Source organism: Pengzhenrongella sicca, from assembly GCF_017569225.1.
Lineage (GTDB): Bacteria > Actinomycetota > Actinomycetes > Actinomycetales > Cellulomonadaceae > Pengzhenrongella > Pengzhenrongella sicca.
In genome coordinates this window covers 1,020,692-1,042,471 of the sequence record NZ_CP071868.1, presented here as the reverse complement: position 1 = coordinate 1,042,471, position 21,780 = coordinate 1,020,692, and the positions used below count along the sequence as shown (strand labels likewise).

The following is a 21,780-nucleotide window of genomic DNA, read 5'->3' as shown; positions in this document are numbered from 1 at the left end:
CTGGGGTTTCGCACATCCGCGGCCGGACGGCCGGGCGGATCCGTTCCACTTCATCGTAGGCGAGCGACGGCCCGGGATCAGCCCCAGCGGCGCGGTCGGAGCAGGACGACGGCGGCCACGAGCAGGGCACCGCCGGCCACACCGAGCGGGCCGAGCCGCTCGCCGAGCACGAGCGCCGCGCACGCCGCCGCCGTGAGTGGCTCGAGCAGCGCCAGCAGCGCAGCCGTCGTCGCCGGCACCCGGCACAACCCGGCGAAGTAGGCGCCGTACGCGCCGGCGGTCGGCACGAGGCCGAGGAAGGCCAGCAGCACCCACCCGGCCGCCCCGTGGGGCGCGCCGAGGCCGGCGCCGAGCGCGGCGAGCGGGAGCAGCACGAGGCCGCCGGCGGTGAACGACAGGCCGGTGAGCGCGAGCGGGTCAAGGCCCGGAACCTGGCGCCGATTCAGCATGGTCATCGCGGCGAACGCTGCGGCCGCGGCGAGGGCGAGCCCGAGCCCCAGTGCCGCGCCGGCGCCGGCCGACGACGCCGCGGGCGCGCCGAGCAGGAGGGCGAGCCCCGCGAGCGCCGCGGCGGCCGCGACGGTGACCCGCGCCGTCGGCCGCTGCCGGGTGGAGACGGCCGTCGCGGCGACGACCAGGATCGGCGCCGCCCCGAGCGCGACGAGGGTCGCGGTGCTCACGGTCGTGAGCGCGACGGCAGCGAAGTAGCAGCCCTGGTACAGCGCCGCGAGCAGCCCGGTCGCCGCGACCCGGGCCGCGACGGGTCGCGAGACCGGCACGCGGCGCAGGTGGCCGGCGAGGGCGAGGGCGACGACCACGATGGCGCCGCCGACGAGCAGGCGATAGCTCGCCACGGCGAGCATCGACAGGCCGCTGCCCGCCGCCAGGAGCGAGCCCGCGATGCCGCCCGTCCCCCAGGCCACGGCGCCGCCCGCGACCAGCGCGAAGTCGCGCGGCCGCATCGTCGCGGGCCGGCCGGGCGCCGTCGGGCCTGCCGACGCCGGGGTCGGGCGCCTCATGGGGCGCGTCGCAGCGCCGCGTCGAGCGCCGCCGCGAGGTCGCCGCGGTGCGGCAGGACCACCTCGATGTCGCCCAGGTCGAGCCAGCCGGCCAGCTCCCGGAGCTCGGCCGCGAGCTCGGCTGCCGTCGTCGGCGGCGCCCCGGGCTCGGCGTGCGCCGCCAGCACGAGCAGGCGGCCGGCCGCGCGGTCCGCCTTGAGGTCGACCCGGGCGACCGGCCGCTCCCCGAGCAGGAACGGCAGCACGTAGTAGCCGTGCACGCGCTGCGCCGCGGGCACGTAGATCTCGATCCGGTACCGCATGCCGAACAGCTCCTCGAGCCGCCGACGCTCGAACACGAGCGGGTCGAACGGGCTCAGCAGGGTCCGGGCGGCCGACCGCCGGGGCCGCCGCGCGCCCGTGTGCAGGTAGGCCGGCCGGTCCCAGCCGGTCACGGTGACCGGCGCGAGCACGCCGGCGTCGACGAGCTCGCCGACGGCGCGGCGCGCGGGCTCGGGCCGCAGGCGGAAGTAGTCCGCGAGGCAGCGCAGCGTGCCGACACCGTGCGCCCGCGCGGAGATCTCGACGAGCGCGCGGACGGCGTCGTCGTCGGCGATCGGCGCCGCCGCGACGACGGCGGGCGGGAGCACCCGCTCGGTGAGGTCGTAGCAGCGCTCGAACGCCGCGTTGCGCCGCGCCGACGTGACCTCGCCGGTGAAGAAGAGGAACTCCAGCGCCGTCTTGGCGACAGTCCAGTTCCAGCCCCACTCGGTCGAGGTGCGCGGGTGGTCCGCCTCGAACAGCGCGTGCACCTGGCTCGCGGTCATCGGCCCACGGTCGGCGATGAGGTCGCGGATCTGGTCCACGACGCCCGAGTGCGCGAGCTCGACCCCGCTGATGCTCCCCCACGCCTCGGTCCGGTAGGCGCGCTGGCGCCACTCGAGCAGGCGGTACGTGCTCGGTGGCACGTACGAGGCCATGTGGCCCCAGTACTCGACGAGCCGCCGCGGGGCGCTCCCCGAGGCGCGGTCGAGCAGCGCCGGGTCGTACGGGCCGAGCCGCGAGTACAGCGGCATCAGGTGCGCGCGGGCCAGGATGTTGACCGAGTCGATCTGGAGCAGGCCGATGCGGTCGATGACCTGCTGCAGGTGGCGCATCGTGACGACCGAGTCGGGCCCCGGACGGGGTCGGTCGAGGCCCTGTGCGGCGATCGCGACGCGCCGGGCCTGGCTGAGGCTGAGCGCGTCGACGGGGCGGGAGGAAGGCACCGGCCCATCCTCCCGCCCCGCACCCACACGAGGTGTCACCCGGGCGCCGCGAACCTCAGCCGCTCACGCCCGGGACCTGCCTCAGCCCGCGGCTTGCTGCGCCGGGCGCACCGTGCCCGCGTGGGCGGGCGCGCCGATCGCGACGGGCTTGTCGAGCTTGATCACGCCGTAGCTCCATCCGTGGCGCCGGTAGGCAACGGCGGGCTGGGCCGTCTCGACGTCGATGAAGAGGAAGAAGTCGTGCCCGACCATCTCCATCTCGTACAGCGCGTCGTCGACGGTCATCGGGGTCGCCTCGTGGACCTTCTCGCGGATGATCACGGGCGAGTCGCCGAGCATGTGCTCGACCGCCTCGCCGGGAGCGGGTGACACCGGGGTGGGCACCGCCGGCAGGACGGGCGCGGGGCGCACGTCGACCGGAGCGAGCGGGGTGTTGGTGCGGTGGTCTTTGTGCCGGTCCCGAGCGCGGCGCAGGCGCTCCTGGAGCTTCGTGGTCGCGAGGTCGAGCGCCGCGTACGAGTCGTCCGCGGACGCCTCTGCGCGCACCACCGGACCCTTGTCGCGGACCGTGAGCTCGACGCGCTCCGAGATCCCCGAGAGCCTCGGGTTCGTCTCGTGCGTGACCTCGACATCGATGCGCTGCGCCGTGGGCGCGAGCAGGCCGATCTTCGCGAGCTTGTCCTCTACGTGCAGCCGAAACCTCTCGGGCAGCTCAGTGTGCCGACCAACAACGACGATCTCCATGCGGACCTCCGGCAGGCTCTGTGGTGGCGCGTGTCCTGGCCACCAGACGGACGTGCTGATGCTGACTCGCCCCCGCGGGGCGTTCAGTCGCTCGCCACCTCCTCCCGCGCCCGCGGCAGCGTCCGCCGGGAAGGACCGTCCTCGCGTCCTTGCCGGGGTCCGTGCTGCGACCGTGACACCACCGTAACCCCCCGCACCGGAGGCACCAACCGCGGACCCGGGCCCTCGTCGAGGGTGAAATGGTCAACGGTCGCCCGCGAGCGTCACGGGCGGCCCGCCGCCGTCGGCCCGGCCGAGCCGAACCCGCCGGGGGGCGGCGTCACCGCGAGCGTCAGAGCGCCGACGACGCGGGCACCGGCGCGCTCGACCGCTCGCTCGCAGGCCGCGAGGGTCGCACCGGTCGTCAGCACGTCGTCCACGAGCAGCACCGGCTGCCCCGGCGCCGGCAGCGGCGCCCGCGTGCGCCAGCGAACCCGATCGCCGAGGTTGCCGCCCCGGGCACGCGCGCCGAGCCCGACCTGGTCGCGCGCCCCGCGCCGCTGCGCGAGCACCGCTGCCGCCTGGGCGGGCACGCCTACCGCGGTGCACGCCCGGGCCACGGCGACGGCGAGCTCGCCGACCAGGTCGACGCCGCGGCGTCGGCGGGCGGCACCCGCGGACGGGGCGGGGACGACGAGCACGGGCAGGCGCGCCGGACCGGGCCCGGTCGCGGGCAGCGCGCGCAGGGCGCGGGCCACGTCGGCCGTGCCGGCCGCGAGCGCCTCGCCGAGCGCGGCGGTCAGGTCCACGCGACCGCGGTCCTTCCAGGCGACCACGAGCTCGCGCACCGGACTCGTGTACGGCGCGAGCGCCCAGACCGGCAGCGGCAGCCGGCCGTCCAGCCGGTCCAGGCGCGGCGCCGACCGCTCGCACCGCACAGGCGGGCCGGCGAGCAGCGCGCGGCACCGCTCGCACAGCGGCTCGTCGAAGGCGCCGCAGCCCGCACACTCGACCGGCAGCACGAGCCGCCCGAGGTCCCGCACGGCCGCCCGCAGCTCGCCCGGCCACCGCGCACCCTCCATCGGCTCAGGGTCTCCCCTGGCCGCCTCTGGTGGCGCGTTCTGCACACCGATCTGCGCACCGGCTCACGAGCGTGGCGAGTGTGGGCGTTCTGCTGGAAGGTACGCACGTGTGGGCGATCTGCTGGTCAGACGCGCGCGGTGGGGACCGAATGAACACACTCGAACCGTTGAGAGTCGAACGCCCACACTCGAGCCCGGCCGAGTCAGCGGGATCGACAGAGCCAGCGCCCGCCCGGCCGAGTCAGCGGGATCGACAGAGCCAGCATCCGCCCGGCCGAGTCAGCGCGAGTAGGTCGGGCTCGTGACGCCGGTGGCCACCTCGCGCCAGCTCGTGCCCTGCAGGGTGAACAGGGAGCCGTCGTCGCTGCCGAGATACAGGGCCCGCTCGCCCTTGCCGGTCGCGATCGCGTTCGCGCCCTCGAGGGCCGGCAGCGCGCGCGTGCGACCCGCGATGGGCACGAGGTGCATCGTCGGGCCGGTCATCGTGCCGCTGGTGCCGAGCACGGCCAGCGTCGACTCGTCGACCCAGTCGACCTGCGTCGCGTTGGTCAGCCGCGCGCCGACGCGCAGTTGGTCGCCGAGGCGTTGGGGCGCACCCGAGGAGTCGCGCACGACGCCCGCGACGTCGACCGTCGGGCCGTCCGGGCCCGTCGAGACGACGGCGATCCGGGTGCCGTCGCGCGAGACCCTGATCGAGCGCACCGTCCGGTCCTCGAGCCAGCCCGCGCCGACGACGACGGTCGTCCCGTCGGCGCGCACGACCTGGAGCGAGCCCGCGGCCGCCGCCGGGCCCGACCAGATCCAGCCGAGCTCGTCGACCGACGGCGCCAGGAGCGCCGTGCCGGTGAGCAGGGTCTGCGCGGCGGCCGTCGCGGTGGGCGCGAGCACGAGCCGGTCCGGCCCCGACAGCAGCACCTGCGGATCGCCGTCGACGCCGGCGGCCGGGCTCCGCGCGTCGAGCCCGTCGAGCGGGCCGACGGTCTCGACCGGCTCGAACGCCGAGCCGGACAGCCGCTGAAGCCGTCCGCCGCTCAGTGCCTCGAGCCCACCGGTGGGGGCGGGGTCGCTCGGCAGGTCGGCGGCCAGGGGGTCCGCCATGAGGAGCCCGCCGATCGAGACGTTGACGGACCGGACCCCGACCGGCTCGAGGACGTGCTCGAGCTGGGCCTTGAGCAGCGCCCGGTCCGCGGAGCTCGCGCCCGCGACGGCCGCCGTCAGGTCGACGGTGGCGACGCCGTCGGCATCGACGGGCACCGACTCGACCGCCAGCCGCGTGCCCGCCGGGAACGCCGTGGTCACGGCGTCGAGCAGCCACGGCGTCGGCCCGGACAGCAGCGCCCGCACGGCGTACGTCGGGGTGTTGCGCTGCGGGAACCAGCGCACCTCGGGCACCAGGAGGTCGCGCGCGGGGGTCAGGAAATACAGCGACGTCGCGCGGTACACGGTCGAGAAGATCGGCTCGGAGAGCATGACGCCGTCGCTGAGGCCGGAGATCCGCCACTGCCCGTCGGCGTTGCGCAGCATCTCGAACACCGCGTCCTGCTGCGCGCCCGGGGCGCCCTCGGCGTAGCGGCCGTCCGCGTCGAGCGTCGCGACGACCGGCAGCGTCACGCTGATCTGCGTCTCGGTGACCTGGGCGAGGTCGAGCCCGGACGCGGTCGAGTACACGACGACGCCGTCCGACGGCTGCCACGTCGCCTGCGCGGCGCCGGCCAGGTACTGCCGGGCGACCGCGTAGTTGTCGCTCAGCCCGGCGGCGCTCGCGGCGAGGAAGCCCTGCACGATGGCCTGCGCGTCCGCGCCCACGTCCGGGCTGTACGCGAGCGGGAAGACGGGGCCAGGTGCGTCGACCGCGCCGTCGCCCTCGCCCACCGGCCCGGAGGTGGGCAACCCGATGCAGCCCGCGAGCAGCAGGGTCGCCGCGACCATCACGGCGACCGCGGCGCGGCGCAGGGCGCGTGCGGAACTCATCGCAGCTCCAGGTGGTCGAGGTCCGGCAGCGCGGCCGGATCGTTGGCGCCGTGCTCCCCAGCGTCCACCGCGGCGAAGGGCTCGTCGGGCGCCGGCACGAGCGGGAGCGGGGACCCGACGAGCTGGATCCCCGCGCGCCGCGGGAGGGTGAGCCGGAAGCACGCGCCCCGCCCCGGCTGCCCCCAGGCCTCGAGCCAGCCGCCGTGCAGGCGCGCGTCCTCGAGCGAGATCGCGAGGCCGAGACCGGTGCCGCCCATCGTGCGCGCCCGCGCGGGGTCGGCGCGCCAGAACCGGTCGAACACGTGCTCCGCCTCCTGCGCCGTCAGCCCGACCCCCCGATCGCGGACCGTCACGGCGACGGCCCGCGCGTCCGCGGCCACGGTCACCTCGACCGTGCTGCCGTCGGCGTGCTCGATCGCGTTGACGAGCAGGTTCCGCAGCACCCGCTCGACGCGGCGCGGGTCGATGTCCGCCGTGCACGGCTCGGCCGGCATGTTCACCTGGACGAACGTGCCGCGGCTCGCGGCGATCGGCATCGCCTGCTCGACCGCGGCGGCGACGACGACGCGCACGTCCCGACCCTCGGCGTCGAGCATCGCGGCGCCCGCGTCGAACCGGCTGATCTCGAGCAGGTCCGCGAGCAGGTCCTCGAACCGGTCGAGCTGCTGGGTGAGCAACTCGGCCGAGCGCCGGATCGCGGGCTCGAACGAGTCCTTGGCGCCGTGCAGCACCTCGCCCGCCATCCGGATCGTCGTCAGCGGCGTCCGCAGCTCGTGCGAGACGTCGGAGACGAACCGGCGCTGCAGGGTCGACATCTCCTCGAGCCGATGGATCTGGACCTGGAGCGACTCGGCCATCTCGTTGAAGGACCGCGCGAGGGTCGCCATCTCGTCCTCGCCGCGCACGTGCATCCGCTCGGTGAGGTGCCCGTCCGCGAGCCGCTCGGCCACCGCGGCGGCGTTGCGCACGGGCAGCACCGTCTGCCGCGTCACGAGCCAGGTCATCGCCCCGAGCAGCGCGACCAGCGTGAACGCGCCCGTGACGAGCGTGCGCAGCAGGAGGTCGTACGTCTCCTGCTGCGGGGCGAAGGAGTACAGGAAGTAGAGCTCGTACGAGCCGGTCCCGGGCACGCTCACCGTCGAGCCGACCATGACCCCTGGCTCCAGCCGAGCCCCGATCGGGTTGCCCGCCGGGATCGCGACCGACTGGTAGCGCTGGCCGTCGCCGGCGCCGACGCTCTCGCGCAGCTCGTCGCTGATCAGCGGCACGAGCCGCTCGTCGGAGACGAACGAGTTGACGAACACCGGGGCGCCGCCGGCCCGGACCACGGGCCGCTGGATGAACACGTCGCGCTGGCCGGAGCCGCCCACCTGCAGCGCCTTGACGAGGTCGACGAACAGCTGCTGCAGCTGGGCGTCCGCGGGCGCCGCGTCGAAGGTGTCCTGCGCCTGCAGCGTCGAGCGCGCGCTCTCGTCGAGGACCTCCTCGAGGCGTTGGCTGAACATCCCGTCCCGGATCCGGTCGGTCAGGTACCCGCCGAGCGCAAGCACGGTCGCCAGCCCGATGACCATCGTCGAGGTGATGACGCGCACCTGGAGGGACGTGCGCCAGCCGCGCAGCACGGTCCGGGCCAGCCACCGGATCCGGACACGGGCACGGCGCCAGGTCCGCCTCACCGAGCCGTCGCGCCCGCCTTGTAGCCGACGCCACGGACGGTCATCACGATCTCGGGCCGCTCCGGGTCGGCCTCGATCTTCGACCGCAGCCGCTGGACGTGCACGTTGACCAGCCGGGTGTCGGCGGCGTGGCGGTAGCCCCACACGCGCTCGAGCAGCACCTCGCGGGTGAACACCTGCCACGGCTTGCGGGCCAGGGCGACGAGCAGGTCGAACTCGAGCGGGGTCAGCGAGATCGGGGCGCCGTCGCGGCTGACCCGGTGCCCGGTGACGTCGATCTCGAGGTCGCCGATCGACAGGTGCTCGGGCGCCGCGTCGTCGGTGCGCCGGAGCCGGGCCCGGATCCGCGCCACCAGCTCCTTGGGCTTAAACGGCTTCGAGATGTAGTCGTCCGCGCCGGACTCGAGGCCCTGGACGATGTCCATGCTGTCGCTCTTCGCGGTGAGCATGACGATCGGGACGCCGGACTCGGCGCGGATCAGCCGGCACACCTCGGTGCCGTCCTTGCCCGGGAGCATCAGGTCGAGCAGCACCAGGTCCGGCTGGGAGCTGCGAAACACCCCGAGCGCCTGATCGCCGTCGGCGCAGAACACCGGGTCGAAACCCTCCGCCCGGAGCACGATGCCGATCATCTCCGCGAGCGCGACGTCATCGTCGACGACCAATACACGACCTCTCATGACCCCATCGTGTCACTTCGCACGTCAGGACACGTGCGCGAGAGCCCGCAATCACCCGCCCGGGCCGGTCGGCGAGCGCCCCGGCGGCCGCGCCGCGTGGCACGATGGGCTCGCGGAGGCGAGCGAGCGGGCCGAGCCACCTCGAGCTGCGCGGGCGTGTCCATCACGCGGCTCGCGTCCGCGAGCAGCGCAGGAGCAGGGGAGCAGTCCGCAATGACCAGCCCAGACCACGAGCCGCCGACGCCGCCCGGGTACCCGACGCCCACCGGACCCGGCTACTCCGGCGGCCCCGGCTATCAGGACACCCCCGGCTACACCGCGGCCCCGGGACCTCCCGCGGCGCCCGGCTACCCCACCGCTCCCGGCTACCCCACGGCGCCCGGCTACGGCACGGCGCCCGGCTACGGCCCGCCCGGCGGCTACCGGCCGCCCGCCGCGCAGCCCGGCATCATCCCGCTGCGGCCGCTCGGCCTCGGCGAGATCCTCGACGGCGCCTTCCGCGCGATCCGCGCGAACCCGCGGGTGATGTTCGGCCTCACGGCGCTCGTGGTGACGATCACGGTCGCGATCCAGACCGTCGTGCAGTGGTACATCGGCGGGTTGCTCGCCGGGCCGGCGCAGGACCTGACCGCGCAGGTCGACCCGACCGGCGAGCTCGAGCTCGCCGACACCCTCGCGCCGCTGCTCGCCCAGCTGTTCACCCTGCCCGCGATCTCGCTCGCGACGACGGTGCTCACGGGCTTGCTCATCGTCGCGGTCAGCCGCTCGGTGCTCGGCCAGACGGTCACGATCGGCGAGGTCTGGCGCACGTACCGCGGCCGGGTCGGCCTGGTCGTGCTGTTCACCATCCTCGTCGCGCTCGCGACGTCCGTGATCCTCGGCGCGTTCGTCGCGGTCATCGTCCTCGTGGGGACCAACGACGCCGAGATCCTCGCGGTCGTGATCGCCCTGGTGGGCTCGCTGCTGATCGTCGTGGCGAGCTTCTGGCTCCTCGTGCGCACGCTCCTGATCCCCGCGGCGATCATGCTCGAGGGCGCCGGCTTCGGCTCCGCGATCGTGCGCGGGTGGAAGCTGACGCGCGGGAGCTACTGGCGCCTGCTCGGGATCTACCTGCTCACGTCCGTCATCGTGAACATCGTCAGCGCGATCATCACCGTCCCGGCCACCGCCATCGCCACCTTCATCACCCAGGGCGAGACCACCTCGTTCGGCTACCTGGTCATCCTGGGCGTCTCGAACATCGTCGCGCTCACCCTGACGACGGTGTTCACCGCCGCCGTCATCGCCCTGCTGTACATCGACGTGCGCATGCGCCGCGAAGGCCTCGACGTCGAGCTGGCTCGCGCGGCGGGTGAGCCCCGAGCGTGAGAGGTCCGGGCCGCCTGCTCCTTGACGTGCCGGTGACGCCGGACGCGCCGACGGCGCGCCGCTGGGCGACGCAGGAGCTGGCCGACCCCGTGTACCGGCAGGGCCGGAGCCTGCTCGACCGGTTCATCGACTGGTTCGTGTCACTGTTCGACGGCGTCGAGGTACCGGGCCTGGGCCTGCCCGCGGGAGTCGTCGCCGCGCTGGTGGTGCTCGCCGTGCTGATCGTCGTCGCCGTGGCGTTCTGGGTGGCCGGCCCGGTCCGCCTGGCCCGCCGGGCGGCGTCGTCGGCCGTCGTGCTCGGCGCCGACGCGCGCAGCGCCGCCGACCTGCGCGCCGCGGCCGATGCCCAGGCGGCGCGGGGCGACTGGCCCGCCGCGGTGCTCGAGCGGTTCCGGGCCATCGTGCGCGGGCTCGAGGAGCGCGCGCTGCTCGACGAGCGGCCCGGCCGGACCGCGCACGAGGCGGCGCTCACGGCGGGCGCCGTCCTGCCGGCGCACGCGGGCGACCTGGCGCGCGCGAGCCGGCTGTTCGACGACGTCTTCTACGGCAAGGCCGCGGCGAGCCCGGCCGACGACGCGTGGCTGCGCGGCCTGGACGCCGCCGCGGCCGGCACCCGGCCCGCCGCGCCCGCCGCCCGACCGCTGGTCGACGCGCCGTGACCGTGCCCGTGCCGCCGGCCGGCAGCGCCGCGCCCGCGCTTGCGCCCGCACTGATCCCGGCGAGCTCACCCGGCGCGGACCCGGCCGTGCGCGCGCAGCCGCGGCGCGCCGTCGTCGGGGACGGCACGACCGCCCGGACCCGCGCGCGGGGACGCTGGCGCCGGTGGCGCTGGCCGCTCGCCCTGGCGAGCCTCGTCGCGATCGTCGCCGTCGCCGCGGCCCTGCCGCAGCCCGTCACCTCGAGCGTGGCCCTCGCCCCCGACAACCCCGCGGGGACCGGCGCCCGCGCGGTCGCCCAGATCCTCGGCCGCCAGGGCGTCGAGATCCGCTACGTCCGGACCTCGGGCGAGGCCGTGCAGGCCGCCGTCGCCGGCAGCACGCTGCTCGTGACCGGCAGCGCGCTCCTCGGCGACGACCAGGTCGAGGCGATCGCCGCGACCGAGGCGGACCTCGTCCTGCTCGACCCCGACGCGTACCTGCTCGACGCGGTGACGACCGCCGGCGAGGTCGCCGACGTCGCCCCGGCCGCGGGCTCGTCCGTGCGCCAGGCCGAGTGCGCCGACGACGACGCCGCGACCGCGGGCTCGATCCGCACCGGCGGCGCGGGGTACCTCGCGCGCACCCCCGACGCGGTCGTCTGCTTCCCTGCGGTTGCCGGCGGGGCGGGCGCCTACCTCGCCGTCGACGACGGCGCGCGCCGCGTCGTCGCCCTCGGCGACCGGTCGATCCTGACGAACGACGCCCTCACGGCCGAGGGGAACGCCGCGCTGGCGCTCCGCGTGCTCGGCCGCCACGAGGCCCTGACCTGGTACGTGCCGTCGTCGACGGACTTCGGCACCGAGGCCGCCGGGCCGGGCACGAGCGACCTGCTGCCGCCGTGGGCCCCGGTCGTCGGGCTCCAGCTGCTGCTCGTCGCCGCGGTCGCCGCGGTGTGGCGGGGCCGCCGGCTGGGGCGGCTCGTCACCGAGCCGCTGCCCGTCATCGTCCGCGCCGCCGAGACGACCCGCGGGCGCGGGCGGCTCTATCGCCGCTCGCGCGTGTACGGGCACGCGGCGGCGGCCCTGCGCGCCGGCACCGCGTCCCGCGCGGCGGCGCGCGTCGGCCTGCCCCGGACGGCGGGGGCGCATGCTGTGATCGACGCGCTCGCCGCGGCGACGGGGCGGCGCACCGACGACGTGGCGGCGCTGCTGTACGGACCACCACCGACCGACGACGCCGGGCTGGAGCTGCTGGCCCGGCGGCTGGACGACCTGGAGAGCGAGGTTCACCACCTGTGACCGAGGCATACCCCGAGGCACCGCCAACCGACCCGAGCGGTGCGGAGCCCGTCACTGACTCCGGGCCCCCCGCGGACTCTGTTCCCCGCACGGACTCTGTTCCCCCCACGGACTCTGTTCCCCGCCCGGACCCTGTTCCGCCCGAGACAGACCTGCGCGACGCCCTCGGCGCTGTGCGTGCCGAGGTCGCCAAGGCGGTCGTCGGGCAGGACGCCGCCGTGACCGGGCTGGTCATCGCCCTGCTGTGCCGCGGCCACGTGCTGCTCGAGGGCGTCCCGGGCGTGGCCAAGACGCTGCTCGTGCGCTCGCTGGCCGCCGCGCTCGACCTCGACACCAAGCGCGTGCAGTTCACGCCCGACCTCATGCCGGGCGACGTGACCGGCTCGCTGGTCTACGACGCGCGCACGGCCGAGTTCTCCTTCCGCAAGGGGCCGGTCTTCACGAACCTGCTGCTGGCGGACGAGATCAACCGCACGCCCCCCAAGACGCAGGCCTCGCTGCTCGAGGCGATGGAGGAGCGGCAGGTGAGCGTCGACGGCACGCCGCGCCCGCTGCCCGACCCGTTCCTGGTCATCGCGACGCAGAATCCCGTCGAGTACGAGGGCACCTACTCCCTGCCGGAGGCGCAGCTCGACCGGTTCCTGCTCAAGCTGGTGCTGCCGATGCCGGAGCGCGACCAGGAGATCGAGGTGCTGGCCCGGCACGCGGCCGGCTTCGACCCCCGCAACCTGCGCGCCGCCGGCATCCGGCCGGTCGCGGGCATCGAGGTGCTGGCCCGGGCGCGCGCCGAAGTCGCGCGCGTGCAGGTCTCGCGCGAGGTGCTCGGGTACGCCGTCGACGTCTGCCGCGCGACCCGGCTCTCGCCGTCGCTGTCCCTCGGCGTCTCCCCCCGCGGCGCGACGGCGCTGCTCGCGACCGCACGGGCGTGGGCGTGGCTCGTGGGCCGCGCCTACGTCACGCCCGACGACGTCAAGGCGCTCGCGCACCCCACGCTGCGCCACCGGGTGCAGCTGCGCGCCGAGGCCGAGCTCGAGGGAGTCACGGCCGAGAGCGTGCTGGACACCGTGCTCGCCGCGGTCCCGGTCCCCCGCTGACGCCGATGCCCTCTCAGCTGTCATTCCCGGCGGGCCGGGCCGGGGGGCCGATCCCGTGGCGGTGACCTGGCGCGCGGTCGTCCTGGCGGCGCTCGGGCTCGTGCCGGTCGCGCTCGTGCCGGTTCCCGGCACGGTCCTGCTCTGGGCGCTCGCCGTCGTGGCGGCCTGCGCGCTCGACGCGCGACTCGCGGCGTCACCCCGGTCGGTCGCCGTGGCGCGCGACGTGCCGGGCTCGGTGCGGCTGACGGAGCAGGCGCGGTCGGTGCTCACGCTGACCAACCTGTCGGACCGGCGGCTGCGCGCCCTCGTGCGGGACGCGTGGCAGCCGTCGGCCGGGGCGCGGGGCAACCGGCACCCGCTCGACCTGCCGCCCGGGGAGTCCCGCCGCCTGACCACCGTCCTCGTGCCGACCCGGCGCGGGGACCGTCTCGCCGACCGCGTGACGATCCGTTCGTTCGGGCCGCTCGGCCTCGCGGCGCGGCAGGCGTCGATGGACGTGCCCGCGCGCCTGCGCGTGCTGCCCGAGTTCGCCTCGCGGCGCCACCTGCCGAGCCGGCTCGCGCGGCTGCGCGAGCTGGACGGCCTGGCCGCGGTCCAGGTGCGCGGCCAGGGCACGGAGTTCGACTCGCTGCGCGAGTACGTCATCGGCGACGACGTCCGCTCGATCGACTGGCGCGCGACCGCCCGCCGCTCCGAGGTCGTGGTGCGCACCTGGCGGCCCGAGCGCGACCGCCGGGTGCTGATGGTGCTCGACACGTCCCGGACCGCCGCCGCCCGGGTCGGCGACGCGCCGCGGCTCGATGCGTCGATCGAGTCGGTGCTCCTGCTGGGCGCGCTCGCCGCGCGGGCCGGCGACCGCGTCGAGCTGGTCGCGTACGACCGCCGGCTGCGCGCGCGCGTCGCCGGCGCGAGCGGCACGCAGCTGATGCCGGCGCTCGCCGACGCGCTGGCGCCGCTCGAGCCGGCGCTCGTCGAGACCGACTGGCCCGGCGTCGTCGGGCTGGTCCGCGAGCGCCTGTCCCAGCGCTCGCTCGTCGTGCTGCTGTCCTCGCTCGAACCGGCCGCGGTCGAGTCGGGGCTGCTCGGCGTCGTCGGCCAGCTCACGGCCGGGCACCAGGTCGTGCTGGCGTCGGTGCGCGACCCCGAGGTCGCGGAGCTGCTCACCGGCCGGGACGGGGCGGCCGCCGTGTTCGACGCCGCCGCCGCCGAGCGCGGCGAGCTCGAGCGAGCCGCCGTCGCCGTGCGGCTGCGCCGCCGCGGCGTCGAGGTCGTCGACGCGCTCCCCGGCGACCTCGCCCCCCAGCTCGCCGACCGGTACCTCGCGCTCAAGGCCACGGGCCGGCTGTGAGCTCCGGCCGGCGCCGGGGCTGAGCGCCGTGACCCGCGCGGCCGGTCCCCCTCTGAGCCCGGCCGCCCTCGGCCGCGCGACGCTCGCCCGCCAGCACCTGCTCGCGCGCACCGACCTGGGGGTGCCGGCCCTGCTCGAGCACCTGATCGGGCTGCAGGCGCAGGCGCCGTGGGCGCCCTACGCCGGGCTGTGGACGCGGCTCGCGGGCTTCGCGCACGCCGACCTGGCCGACCGCCTCGTGGACCGGACCGCGGCGCGCATCGTCGTGATGCGGGGCACGATCCACCTGCTCACCGCCGACGACGCGCTCGCGCTGCCGGTCCTGCTCGAGCCGCTGCTCGCGGACGCGGTGCGCGTGAACGCGACGTACCGCCGCGCGCTCGAGGGCGTCGACCTCGCGGCGGTCGCCGCCGCCGCGCGCGAGCTGCTCGAGGAGCACCCGCTCGCCCCGGCCGAGCTCGGCGCCCGGCTCGCGGCCGGCTGGCCGGGCACCGACGGCGCGGCGCTCGCGCAGGCCGCCCGCGCGCTGCTCCCCCTCGTCCAGGTGCCGCCGCGCGCCGTGTGGGGCCGGACCGGCCCCGCCGTGTGGACGACGACGCGCGCCTGGCTCCAGCGCGAGCCGCCCGACCTCGCCGCACCCGGCGCCCGCGAGGAGGCGCTCGACGCCCTCGTGCTGCGCTACCTGGCGGCGTACGGTCCGGCCAGCGTCGCCGACGCCCAGCGGTGGAGCGGGCTGACGCGCCTGGCCCCCGCGCTCGAGCGGCTGCGCCCGCGCCTGGTGACGTTCCGCTCGGAGCCGGGCCCGGGCGCGCGGTCGGGGCGGGAGCTGTTCGACCTGCCCGACGCCCCGCGGCCCGACCCGGGCACACCGGCGCCGGTCCGCTTCCTGCCGGAGTTCGACGGCCTGACCGTCGCGCACGCCGACCGCACCCGCCTCGTGAGCGAGCCGGACCGCCGTCGGCTGTGGCGTGCGAACGGGGCCGTGCCGGGAACGCTCCTGGTCGGCGGCGTCGTCGCGGGCGCGTGGACGACGCGGCGCGCGGGCCGGGACGCCACGCTCGTCGTCGAGCCGTTCGCGACTCTCGCGCGGGCGGACCGGGCCGCCGTGGAGGCGGAGGGCGCCGCGCTGGTCGAGTTCATGGCCGACACCGCGCAGACCCGCCGCGTGGAGGTCCTGCCGGCCGACGGCTAGGGCGCTGATCGGCGCCAGCTCCCCCGCGGCCTACCCCGCGACCGGCAGCACGTGACCGGCGCGGTCGGCGTCGAGGTCGCCGGTCTCGCCCGCGGCGACGGCCCGCCGCCCGAGCACGATCGTGTAGGTCCAGAAGCCGGCCAGGGCCAGCACACCCACCGTGAGCTTGACCGCCCACGGCAGGCTCGAGCCCGTGAGGAAGCCCTCGATCAAACCCGAGACCGCGAGCACGCCGACGAGGCCGATCGCGACGGTGAACAGCGCGCGGCCCTCCTCGGCCAGCGCCTGCAGGCGCGGGCGCGGGCCGGGGTCCACCCAGGTCCAGAAGATCCGCAGCCCCGCCGCGCCCGCGACGAACACCGCGGTCAGCTCGAGCAGGCCGTGCGGGGCGATCAGAGACAGGAACACGTCGAGCCGGCCGTGCGTGGCCATGAGGCCGCCGATGGCCCCGACCGAGACCGCGTTGCTGACCAGCACGAGGACGGGCCAGATGCCGGTGATGCCGAGGCCGACGCACTGGGCGGCGATCCACGCGTTGTTGGTCCACACCATCGCGGCGAACCCGGCGGACGGGTCGTAGTACTGCTCGAACGCGTTGTTGACGTACTCGTCCTGCTGGCTCGGGGTCATCAGCGCGGCGAGGGCGCCGGGCTCGGTCGCGACCCACCAGCCCGCGATCAGCGCCAGCACGACGCAGCTGGCCGTCACCGCGACCGTCCACCAGCGGATGCGGTACAGCGCGGCGGGCAGCGACGCCCCCACGAAGTGCGTGACGTCCCGCAGCGCCGGCTCGTGCGAGCCGGCGATCGCGGTGCGGGCCCGGCCAAGCAGGTCGGACAGGCGCGAGACCGTCGCCGGGTCGGGCGCGGTGGAGCGCACGGTCGACAGATCGGTCGCGACGGACTGGTACAGGCGAACGAGCTCGTCGGCCTCGCAGCCCGTCAGCCGGCGTCGCCGGGTGAGCTCGCGCAGGCGCGCCCACTGCGGGCCGCGCACGGCGGAGAACGCGTCGAGGTCCACGCCCGCTACCCTGCCACAGCACGGGTGCGCCGGTCGGCGTCCCGCGCGCAACTGGGTGGCCCGCTCGCGGGCACCACCCGGTGCCGGCGGACCGACGAGAGGCGCAGCGATGAGCGACGGGATCCTCACGGGCGAGGGCGTGCTGCTCGACGCGCGCCCGGCCGCGTTTGCCACGCGCATGCTCGCCGCCCTGCTCGACCTCGTCGTCGTCGTCGTGGTCGCCCTCATCCTGACCACCGCCGTCGGCGCGCTGGGCACGGGCCTGAGCGACGCCGCCGCGAGCGCGGTCGCGATCGCCGCCGTCGTCCTCCTCCTCGTGGTCCTCCCGACGACCGTCGAGACGCTGACCCGCGGCCGATCGCTCGGCAAGCTCGCCGCGGGCATCCGCATCGTGCGCGACGACGGCGGCCCGGTCCGGCTGCGGCACGCGCTCGTGCGGGCGCTGACCGGGGTGGGCGAGCTCTGGCTGAGCCTCGGTTCGATCGCGCTCATCACCTCGATGCTCAACTCCCGCGGCAAGCGCGTGGGCGACATCGTCGCCGGCACCTACGCGGTCCGCGTCCGGGGGGCCCAGCGCGCGCTCGCGCCGCTCGCGATGCCCTACCAGCTCGCGGGCTGGGCGCACACGGCCGACATGCGCCGGCTGCCCGACGGCGCCGCGCTCGCCGCCCGGCAGTTTCTCGGCCGGGCCGCGTCGCTGCACCCCGCCTCGCGCGTGCGGCTCGGCAGCGACCTCACCCGGCAGTTCGAGCGGCACGTCGCGCCGCCCCCGCCGCCCGGCACGCACCCGGAGGCATTCCTCGCGGCCGTGCTGACGGAGCGCCGCGACCGGGAGTTCGCCGCCGCGAGCCGCGCGGGCGTGCTCGCCGACGCCGAGGCCGCCGTCGTGCGCCGCCTCCCGCACGCGATCCCCGACCCGGACGAGTAGCCCGACCGGCCTGCGACCGGCCGATCGCCAGCCCGTGACCGGCCGTCAGCGGCCGGTCGCGGAGAAGTGCTGGTAGTCCTTCGCGCCGCGCCACGTGCCGCCCCAGCCCCAGCCGGCGGCGGCGAAGGCGCGCACGACGGCGTCACCCGGGTGCACGACGCCCGGCGCCTGCGGGCGGTCGGCGAACGGCGCCCCGGCGGGCGGGAACACGCCCGCGCCGCTCACGTACGGGTTCTCGACCGGGTTGAGGTCGATCGCCCGCCCGTAGGCGTGCTCGCTCCACGACGACGTTCCCGCCACGGCGCGGCAGTTGAACGCCGACGTGTTGTCGGCGGCCATCGACGCGTCGTCGTCGGCGTCGAAGTCGTCGACGAGCCGCATCGAGCGGATCGGGTAGCCCGCCTCGAACAGGGCGCGGAACACACCCGTCACGGCCTCGACGGCGTCGGCATGCACGACCAGCTCGCCGGTGACCACCTCGCCGCCGAACCCGCGATGGGTCAGCGTGAGGTAGCGCAGCTCCTCGAGCGGCACCGGGCACCCGGCCCGCCACGACGGCGCCATCCGCGCGGCGAGCTCCGGGCCGATCGGCGCCGACGTCGCGGCGAACGCCGGCTCGGGCGGCTGGACCGGCTCAGCCGGCGCCGGCGCGGGAGCGCCGTCCGGGGGCGGGGCGGGGGCGAGAGCCGGGTCCGCCGTCGGGCTCGGGGCGGGCGTCGGCGTCTGCGTCGGGCTCGGGGCCCGAGTGGGCGCGGGCGCGACGGTCGACGCGGCGCTCGACCGCGGCGTCGGCGCCGGCTCGCCCGGTCCTGGCGCGACGCAGCCGGCCAGCAGCAGCGCCCCCGCGAGGGCGCCGGCCGGGCCGGCCGGGCGTCGAGTCCTCATCCCAGCAGTATCACCGGTGTCAGCAGTGTCAGCGGCGTGCGACGAGCAGGTGGTGCGGGTGCATCCGCCCGCGGTCGAGGCGCCGCGCCGTCGTGGTGAGCCCGAGCTCGCCGAGCCAGCCTGCCATCACGGCCGGCGGGACGAACTCCAGCGACGAGCCGGCCGTGATGCGCAGCACCCGGACCGACACCGTCTCCTGCCAGGTGTTCCACCGGACCTTCCACCGCGGTCGCGTGCCCATCTCCTTGATGACGAGGATGCCGCCGGGGGCGAGGGTCCGCGCGGCGGCCGCGAGCAACCGCCGCTGCTCGCTCGCCGGGAGCAGGTACAGCATGTCCACGATCGCCACCGCGTCCCACGGCCCGGCCGGGACCTCCCCCGAGGCGCCGACCGCGAAGCTCAGCCGGCCCTCGATCGCGGCCGCCTGCGCGTGCCGGATCTTCGCCGCGTCGATGTCGACGCCGACGACGGTGCGGCCGGGCTCGCTCAGGGCGCAGTAGGCCGCGAACAGGCCGTGCCCGCAGCCGATCTCGAGGATGCGTCCCGTCGGCGGCAGGGCGGCCGCCGCCGGCGCGAACGGGGCGCTCCACCAGCGACCGTGCACGTGCACGCGGACGCCGAGGGGTTCGCGCGCGTACAGCGCCAGCGCCTCGCGGCCGGCGCTGACGGGCCGCCGCCGGCTCACGAGCGGGCCGCCACGAGGTCCGCGAAGCCGCCGAGCCGGTAGCCGCGGTCCTCGACCAGCGTGCGCGCCCGCGGGTCCGTGAGCATCTCGAGCTCCTCGGACCAGTGGTAGCCCCAGCCGAACCGTCGCAGGTCGGGGTCGCCCGGCTCGCCCGGGTGGGCGTTGATCTCGGCGGTCGGCCGCCCGCGCCGGGCGAGCCCGTCGAGCGCCCGGCCCATCGCGGCGAGGTCGAGGAATCCGGCCTCGTCGAGCCCGGCGTAGTCGGTCGTGGTCGCCAGGCCCGCGCCTCGCAGGCGGCGCGCGAGGAGGCCGCGCAGGACGGCGACGCCCGCACCCACGACGCCGCGGCGTCGGCTGCCGGGAAGCCGGACCGCCGGGATCGAGTGCTCCACGGCGAGCTCGGTGACCACCCGGGCGACGACGGGCCACAGGTGCGTGTGCTGGTGGGTGTCCACGTGGGTCACCGGCACCCCGACGCCGAGCACCCGCTCGAGCTGCGCGCCGAGCTCGCGGCGGACGTCGTCCGGGTCGATGCGGCCGGCGAGGCCGCGGGCCACGACCGTGCGGTAGGACCGCGGGAACTCGCCGCGGGAGTTCACGAGCGTGGGCACCTCCCGGGCCGACAGCAGCGGCGGGTCCTCGCCGACGAGCGCCAGGTGCGCCCCGAGCTCGAGCGTCGGGGTGTCACGGACCATGGTCGCCGCGGCGTCGAAGGCGCGGCCGACGGCGAGCAGGGTCGTCGCGGTGACGATCCCCTCGAGGTGTGCGCGGCGGATCGCCCGGCCGACGCCGGCGGTGAGGCCGAGGTCGTCCGCCGTGACGATGAGCAGGTGGCTCACCGAGCGTCCGGCGTCACGGACCGCAGGTCGCCGCGCAGCGCCCACATCTCCCGGAGCATCGTGCGGATCACGCCGATCGAGGACAGCGTCGAGACGCCGCGCGTGCGGGGGAAGTAGTCGACCCCGATCTGGACGACCTGGAAGCCCGAGCGCTGGGCGCGGATGATCAGCTCGGCGTCGATGAACGAGCCCTCGCTCGCGAGGTGCACGCGATCGAGGACCTCGCGCCGGCAGAGCTTGAACGCGAAGTTGATGTCGCGCAGGCGGGTACCGAACATGGTGTGGATCAGACCGTTGTACACCCACGAGTACACCGCGCGCCGCGGGCCCTCGCCCGTGCGGTCGAGGCGGTACGCGCTGACGATGTCGGCCTCGTAGGTGCGCAGCACCCGGACCGCCCGGACCAGCTCGATCATCTCGAACGGCAGGTCCGCATCGGTGTAGAGCACGAGGTCGCCCTTGGCCGCCTCGAACCCGCTCTTGATGGACCCGCCGAGCTTGCGGTTGACCGGGTGGTGGACGACCCGCACGCGCGAGTCGGCCGCCGCGAGCGCGTCGGCGAGCTCGCCCGTGCGGTCGGTCGACGCGTCGTCGACCACGATGATCTCGTAGTCGCCGATCTCGTTCTCGGCCACGAGTCGGTCGCAAGTCTCCTGCGCCGCGCGCACGGCCTTGTGGATGTACTGCTCCTCGTTCCACATCGGGAAGAAGATCGACAGCATCCCGAAGTGCTCCACACTCAGTTCGTTGGTCACGAGACCTCGATCCCCCGTCCGTAGAAGGTCGCGATCGCGAGGAGCGCGATCGCGCACACCACGAGCGCGACGGGACGGACCCACCGACGCTCGGTCGTCGCGAGGAAGTCGCCCGCGGCGGCGAGCACCGGGAACGCGACGAGCACGTACCGCCCGGTGCCCATGAAGTCGTCCGTGCCGATGATCGGGATCAGCAGCACCACGCCGGCGTAGGCGGCGTACCCGTACCCGAAGCGGCGCCAGACCCGGCGCATCAGCAGCACCGCGAGCAGGCACACCACCGCCTGGACCGTCAGGAGGCGCCCGGTGGTCAACGGCGCCTCGATGAGCCCACGCAGGTAGGAGATCTTGAACCACGTGTGCGGCCCCACCCCCTGGTCCCAGCCCGGCGCGGACTCGACCTCGACGAACGCGAGCGGGTTGCCGAACTCGATCCAGAGGTACAGCGCCCAGCTGCCCAGGCCGGCGGCGGACACCAGCACGCCCGCCTCCCGCCAGCGGACGCTCGTCGTGGCGCGCACGACCTCGCGCCAGCCCGGGCGCGGCGCCTGCCCAAGCTCGGCGACGCCGTCGACGACGGCCCGCTCGGCGAGCCGGTCCTGGGCGCGCAGCTCGAGCATCCGCACCACCAGACCGATGATCACGGCGACGCCGACCGGTCGGCCCGCCGTCGCGAGCGCCCCGACCAGCCCGGCGAGCCAGTACATCCGCCGTTCGAGGAGCAGGAAGGCCCCGATGGCGTTGAGCAGGAACAGGGAGTCGGCATACATCGCGCCGTACAGGTAGAGCGCGAACGGGTACAGCATCAGGACCGCGATCGCGGTGAGCGCGCTCGCGCGCGGCAGCCGCTGCCACACCCACGCGCCGAAGAGCACGACCGCGGCCGCCCCCGACGCGACGCCGATCAGCGAGCCCGCCAACTGGTAGTCCCGCAGCAGCGCGCCGAGGCCGCGGACCGCGAGCGGGTACGTCGGGAAGAAGGCGATCGACGACTGCTGGCCGGGGACGTAGTCGTACCCGCCGGTGACGATGCCGTAGTACCAGCCGGAGTCGTACTGGAACCAGCCGTCGAGCCAGTCGGGGCCCTGCAGGTATGGCACGGCGCGCGGCACCGAGCGCGAGGCGAGGCCGACGACGGCGCTCAGGACCGCCGCGACGAGCGCGAACGCCCCGAGCACGGGCCAGAGGGGGAAGTTCGCCGTCGCGAACGCCGGAAGCGCAGTACTGCGATCGCCTGCGATCTTTGCAGGCTCTCGTGGCACTACCGTTCGCATGGATCCCCCAGGCAGCCTTGGGCAGGGCGCCCCGGGCATCCGGGCCTATCCTACCGGC

20 protein-coding genes are annotated in these 21,780 nt (G+C 75.9%); 7 read left to right on the top strand and 13 right to left on the bottom strand.

Annotated features, from left to right (window positions below; genetic code table 11):
• Nucleotides 1–77: 77 nt before the first annotated feature.
• From J4E96_RS04625 to mtrA, 7 genes are all read right to left on the bottom strand, one after another.
• Nucleotides 78–1,019, bottom strand: a complete 942-nt coding sequence (locus J4E96_RS04625) for an EamA family transporter (RefSeq protein ID WP_227424614.1) — start codon at nt 1,017–1,019, stop codon at nt 78–80.
• Nucleotides 1,016–2,266 carry a winged helix-turn-helix domain-containing protein gene (locus J4E96_RS04620; protein WP_227424613.1) on the bottom strand — a complete coding sequence of 417 codons (1,251 nt, stop codon included), beginning with the start codon at nt 2,264–2,266 and terminating at the stop codon, nt 1,016–1,018. Before J4E96_RS04620 ends, J4E96_RS04625 begins: the two co-directional genes overlap by 4 nt.
• Before the next feature lie 81 nt (nt 2,267–2,347).
• Nucleotides 2,348–3,010, bottom strand: a complete 663-nt coding sequence (gene hpf, locus J4E96_RS04615; protein WP_227424612.1) for a ribosome hibernation-promoting factor, HPF/YfiA family — start codon at nt 3,008–3,010, stop codon at nt 2,348–2,350.
• A 263-nt stretch (nt 3,011–3,273) separates the two neighbouring features.
• Nucleotides 3,274–4,071, bottom strand: coding sequence for a ComF family protein (locus tag J4E96_RS04610; protein ID WP_227424611.1), 798 nt, complete (start codon nt 4,069–4,071; stop codon nt 3,274–3,276).
• A 279-nt stretch (nt 4,072–4,350) separates the two neighbouring features.
• Nucleotides 4,351–6,042, bottom strand: coding sequence for an LpqB family beta-propeller domain-containing protein (locus J4E96_RS04605; RefSeq protein WP_227424610.1), 1,692 nt, complete (start codon nt 6,040–6,042; stop codon nt 4,351–4,353).
• Nucleotides 6,039–7,718 carry an MtrAB system histidine kinase MtrB gene (gene mtrB, locus J4E96_RS04600; protein WP_264466182.1) on the bottom strand — a complete coding sequence of 560 codons (1,680 nt, stop codon included), beginning with the start codon at nt 7,716–7,718 and terminating at the stop codon, nt 6,039–6,041. Before mtrB ends, J4E96_RS04605 begins: the two co-directional genes overlap by 4 nt.
• Nucleotides 7,715–8,398 carry an MtrAB system response regulator MtrA gene (mtrA, locus tag J4E96_RS04595; RefSeq protein ID WP_227424609.1) on the bottom strand — a complete coding sequence of 228 codons (684 nt, stop codon included), beginning with the start codon at nt 8,396–8,398 and terminating at the stop codon, nt 7,715–7,717. Before mtrA ends, mtrB begins: the two co-directional genes overlap by 4 nt.
• A gap of 213 nt (nt 8,399–8,611) precedes the next feature.
• Here mtrA and J4E96_RS04590 point away from each other — a divergent pair, with 213 nt between their 5' ends.
• From J4E96_RS04590 to J4E96_RS04565, 6 genes are read left to right on the top strand one after another with little or no spacing between them, the layout of a single operon-like run.
• Nucleotides 8,612–9,766 carry a hypothetical protein gene (locus tag J4E96_RS04590; RefSeq protein WP_227424608.1) on the top strand — a complete coding sequence of 385 codons (1,155 nt, stop codon included), beginning with the start codon at nt 8,612–8,614 and terminating at the stop codon, nt 9,764–9,766.
• The gene (locus J4E96_RS04585) at nt 9,763–10,425 is read left to right on the top strand and encodes a DUF4129 domain-containing protein (RefSeq protein WP_227424607.1); all 663 of its coding nucleotides are present in this window, start codon (nt 9,763–9,765) and stop codon (nt 10,423–10,425) included. The genes J4E96_RS04590 and J4E96_RS04585 overlap by 4 nt, the downstream gene beginning before the upstream one ends.
• The gene (locus J4E96_RS04580; RefSeq protein WP_227424606.1) at nt 10,422–11,702 is read left to right on the top strand and encodes a DUF4350 domain-containing protein; all 1,281 of its coding nucleotides are present in this window, start codon (nt 10,422–10,424) and stop codon (nt 11,700–11,702) included. Before J4E96_RS04585 ends, J4E96_RS04580 begins: the two co-directional genes overlap by 4 nt.
• The gene (locus tag J4E96_RS04575; RefSeq protein WP_264466181.1) at nt 11,699–12,796 is read left to right on the top strand and encodes an AAA family ATPase; all 1,098 of its coding nucleotides are present in this window, start codon (nt 11,699–11,701) and stop codon (nt 12,794–12,796) included. The genes J4E96_RS04580 and J4E96_RS04575 overlap by 4 nt, the downstream gene beginning before the upstream one ends.
• A gap of 55 nt (nt 12,797–12,851) precedes the next feature.
• Nucleotides 12,852–14,144, top strand: a complete 1,293-nt coding sequence (locus J4E96_RS04570) for a DUF58 domain-containing protein (RefSeq protein ID WP_227424605.1) — start codon at nt 12,852–12,854, stop codon at nt 14,142–14,144.
• 28 nt (nt 14,145–14,172) lie between these two features.
• Nucleotides 14,173–15,336 carry a winged helix DNA-binding domain-containing protein gene (locus J4E96_RS04565; protein ID WP_227424604.1) on the top strand — a complete coding sequence of 388 codons (1,164 nt, stop codon included), beginning with the start codon at nt 14,173–14,175 and terminating at the stop codon, nt 15,334–15,336.
• A gap of 30 nt (nt 15,337–15,366) precedes the next feature.
• On the opposite strand, the gene J4E96_RS04560 is transcribed toward J4E96_RS04565, so the two are convergent.
• Nucleotides 15,367–16,356 (bottom strand): stage II sporulation protein M, encoded by a 990-nt coding sequence (locus J4E96_RS04560; protein WP_227424603.1) that lies wholly within the window; start codon nt 16,354–16,356, stop codon nt 15,367–15,369.
• Between the two features lie 109 nt (nt 16,357–16,465).
• Between J4E96_RS04560 and J4E96_RS04555 the strand changes: the two genes are divergently transcribed.
• Nucleotides 16,466–17,284, top strand: coding sequence for an RDD family protein (locus tag J4E96_RS04555; RefSeq protein ID WP_227424602.1), 819 nt, complete (start codon nt 16,466–16,468; stop codon nt 17,282–17,284).
• Between the two features lie 45 nt (nt 17,285–17,329).
• Here the strand turns inward: J4E96_RS04555 and J4E96_RS04550 are convergent, their stop codons facing one another.
• The 5 genes from J4E96_RS04550 to J4E96_RS04530 are packed head-to-tail and all read right to left on the bottom strand — an operon-like array spanning nt 17,330 to nt 21,626.
• Nucleotides 17,330–18,169 (bottom strand): M15 family metallopeptidase, encoded by an 840-nt coding sequence (locus J4E96_RS04550; protein ID WP_227424601.1) that lies wholly within the window; start codon nt 18,167–18,169, stop codon nt 17,330–17,332.
• Nucleotides 18,170–18,197: 28 nt separating this feature from the next.
• A complete protein-coding gene (locus tag J4E96_RS04545; RefSeq protein WP_227424600.1) occupies nt 18,198–18,854 on the bottom strand; it encodes a class I SAM-dependent methyltransferase in 657 nt (218 codons plus the stop codon).
• Complete coding sequence (locus J4E96_RS04540) at nt 18,851–19,693, bottom strand: ChbG/HpnK family deacetylase (protein WP_227424599.1); 843 nt, start codon at nt 19,691–19,693, stop codon at nt 18,851–18,853. The genes J4E96_RS04545 and J4E96_RS04540 overlap by 4 nt, the downstream gene beginning before the upstream one ends.
• On the bottom strand, nt 19,690–20,448 hold the full coding sequence (locus tag J4E96_RS04535) for a glycosyltransferase family 2 protein (RefSeq protein ID WP_227424598.1): 759 nt from the start codon (nt 20,446–20,448) through the stop codon (nt 19,690–19,692). Before J4E96_RS04535 ends, J4E96_RS04540 begins: the two co-directional genes overlap by 4 nt.
• Nucleotides 20,445–21,626, bottom strand: coding sequence for a hypothetical protein (locus J4E96_RS04530; RefSeq protein WP_227424597.1), 1,182 nt, complete (start codon nt 21,624–21,626; stop codon nt 20,445–20,447). The genes J4E96_RS04535 and J4E96_RS04530 overlap by 4 nt, the downstream gene beginning before the upstream one ends.
• Nucleotides 21,627–21,780 lie beyond the last annotated feature (154 nt).

Excerpts from the sequence above, each read along its gene's own strand:
- J4E96_RS04625 (WP_227424614.1), bottom strand. The coding sequence starts at position 1,019 with ATGAGGCGCCCGACCCCGGCGTCGGCAGGCCCGACGGCGCCCGGCCGG.
- hpf (WP_227424612.1), bottom strand. The coding sequence starts at position 3,010 with ATGGAGATCGTCGTTGTTGGTCGGCACACTGAGCTGCCCGAGAGGTTT.
- J4E96_RS04610 (WP_227424611.1), bottom strand. The coding sequence starts at position 4,071 with ATGGAGGGTGCGCGGTGGCCGGGCGAGCTGCGGGCGGCCGTGCGGGAC.
- J4E96_RS04605 (WP_227424610.1), bottom strand. The coding sequence starts at position 6,042 with ATGAGTTCCGCACGCGCCCTGCGCCGCGCCGCGGTCGCCGTGATGGTC.
- mtrA (WP_227424609.1), bottom strand. The coding sequence starts at position 8,398 with ATGAGAGGTCGTGTATTGGTCGTCGACGATGACGTCGCGCTCGCGGAG.
- J4E96_RS04590 (WP_227424608.1), top strand. The coding sequence starts at position 8,612 with ATGACCAGCCCAGACCACGAGCCGCCGACGCCGCCCGGGTACCCGACG.
- J4E96_RS04555 (WP_227424602.1), top strand. The coding sequence starts at position 16,466 with ATGAGCGACGGGATCCTCACGGGCGAGGGCGTGCTGCTCGACGCGCGC.
- J4E96_RS04550 (WP_227424601.1), bottom strand. The coding sequence starts at position 18,169 with ATGAGGACTCGACGCCCGGCCGGCCCGGCCGGCGCCCTCGCGGGGGCG.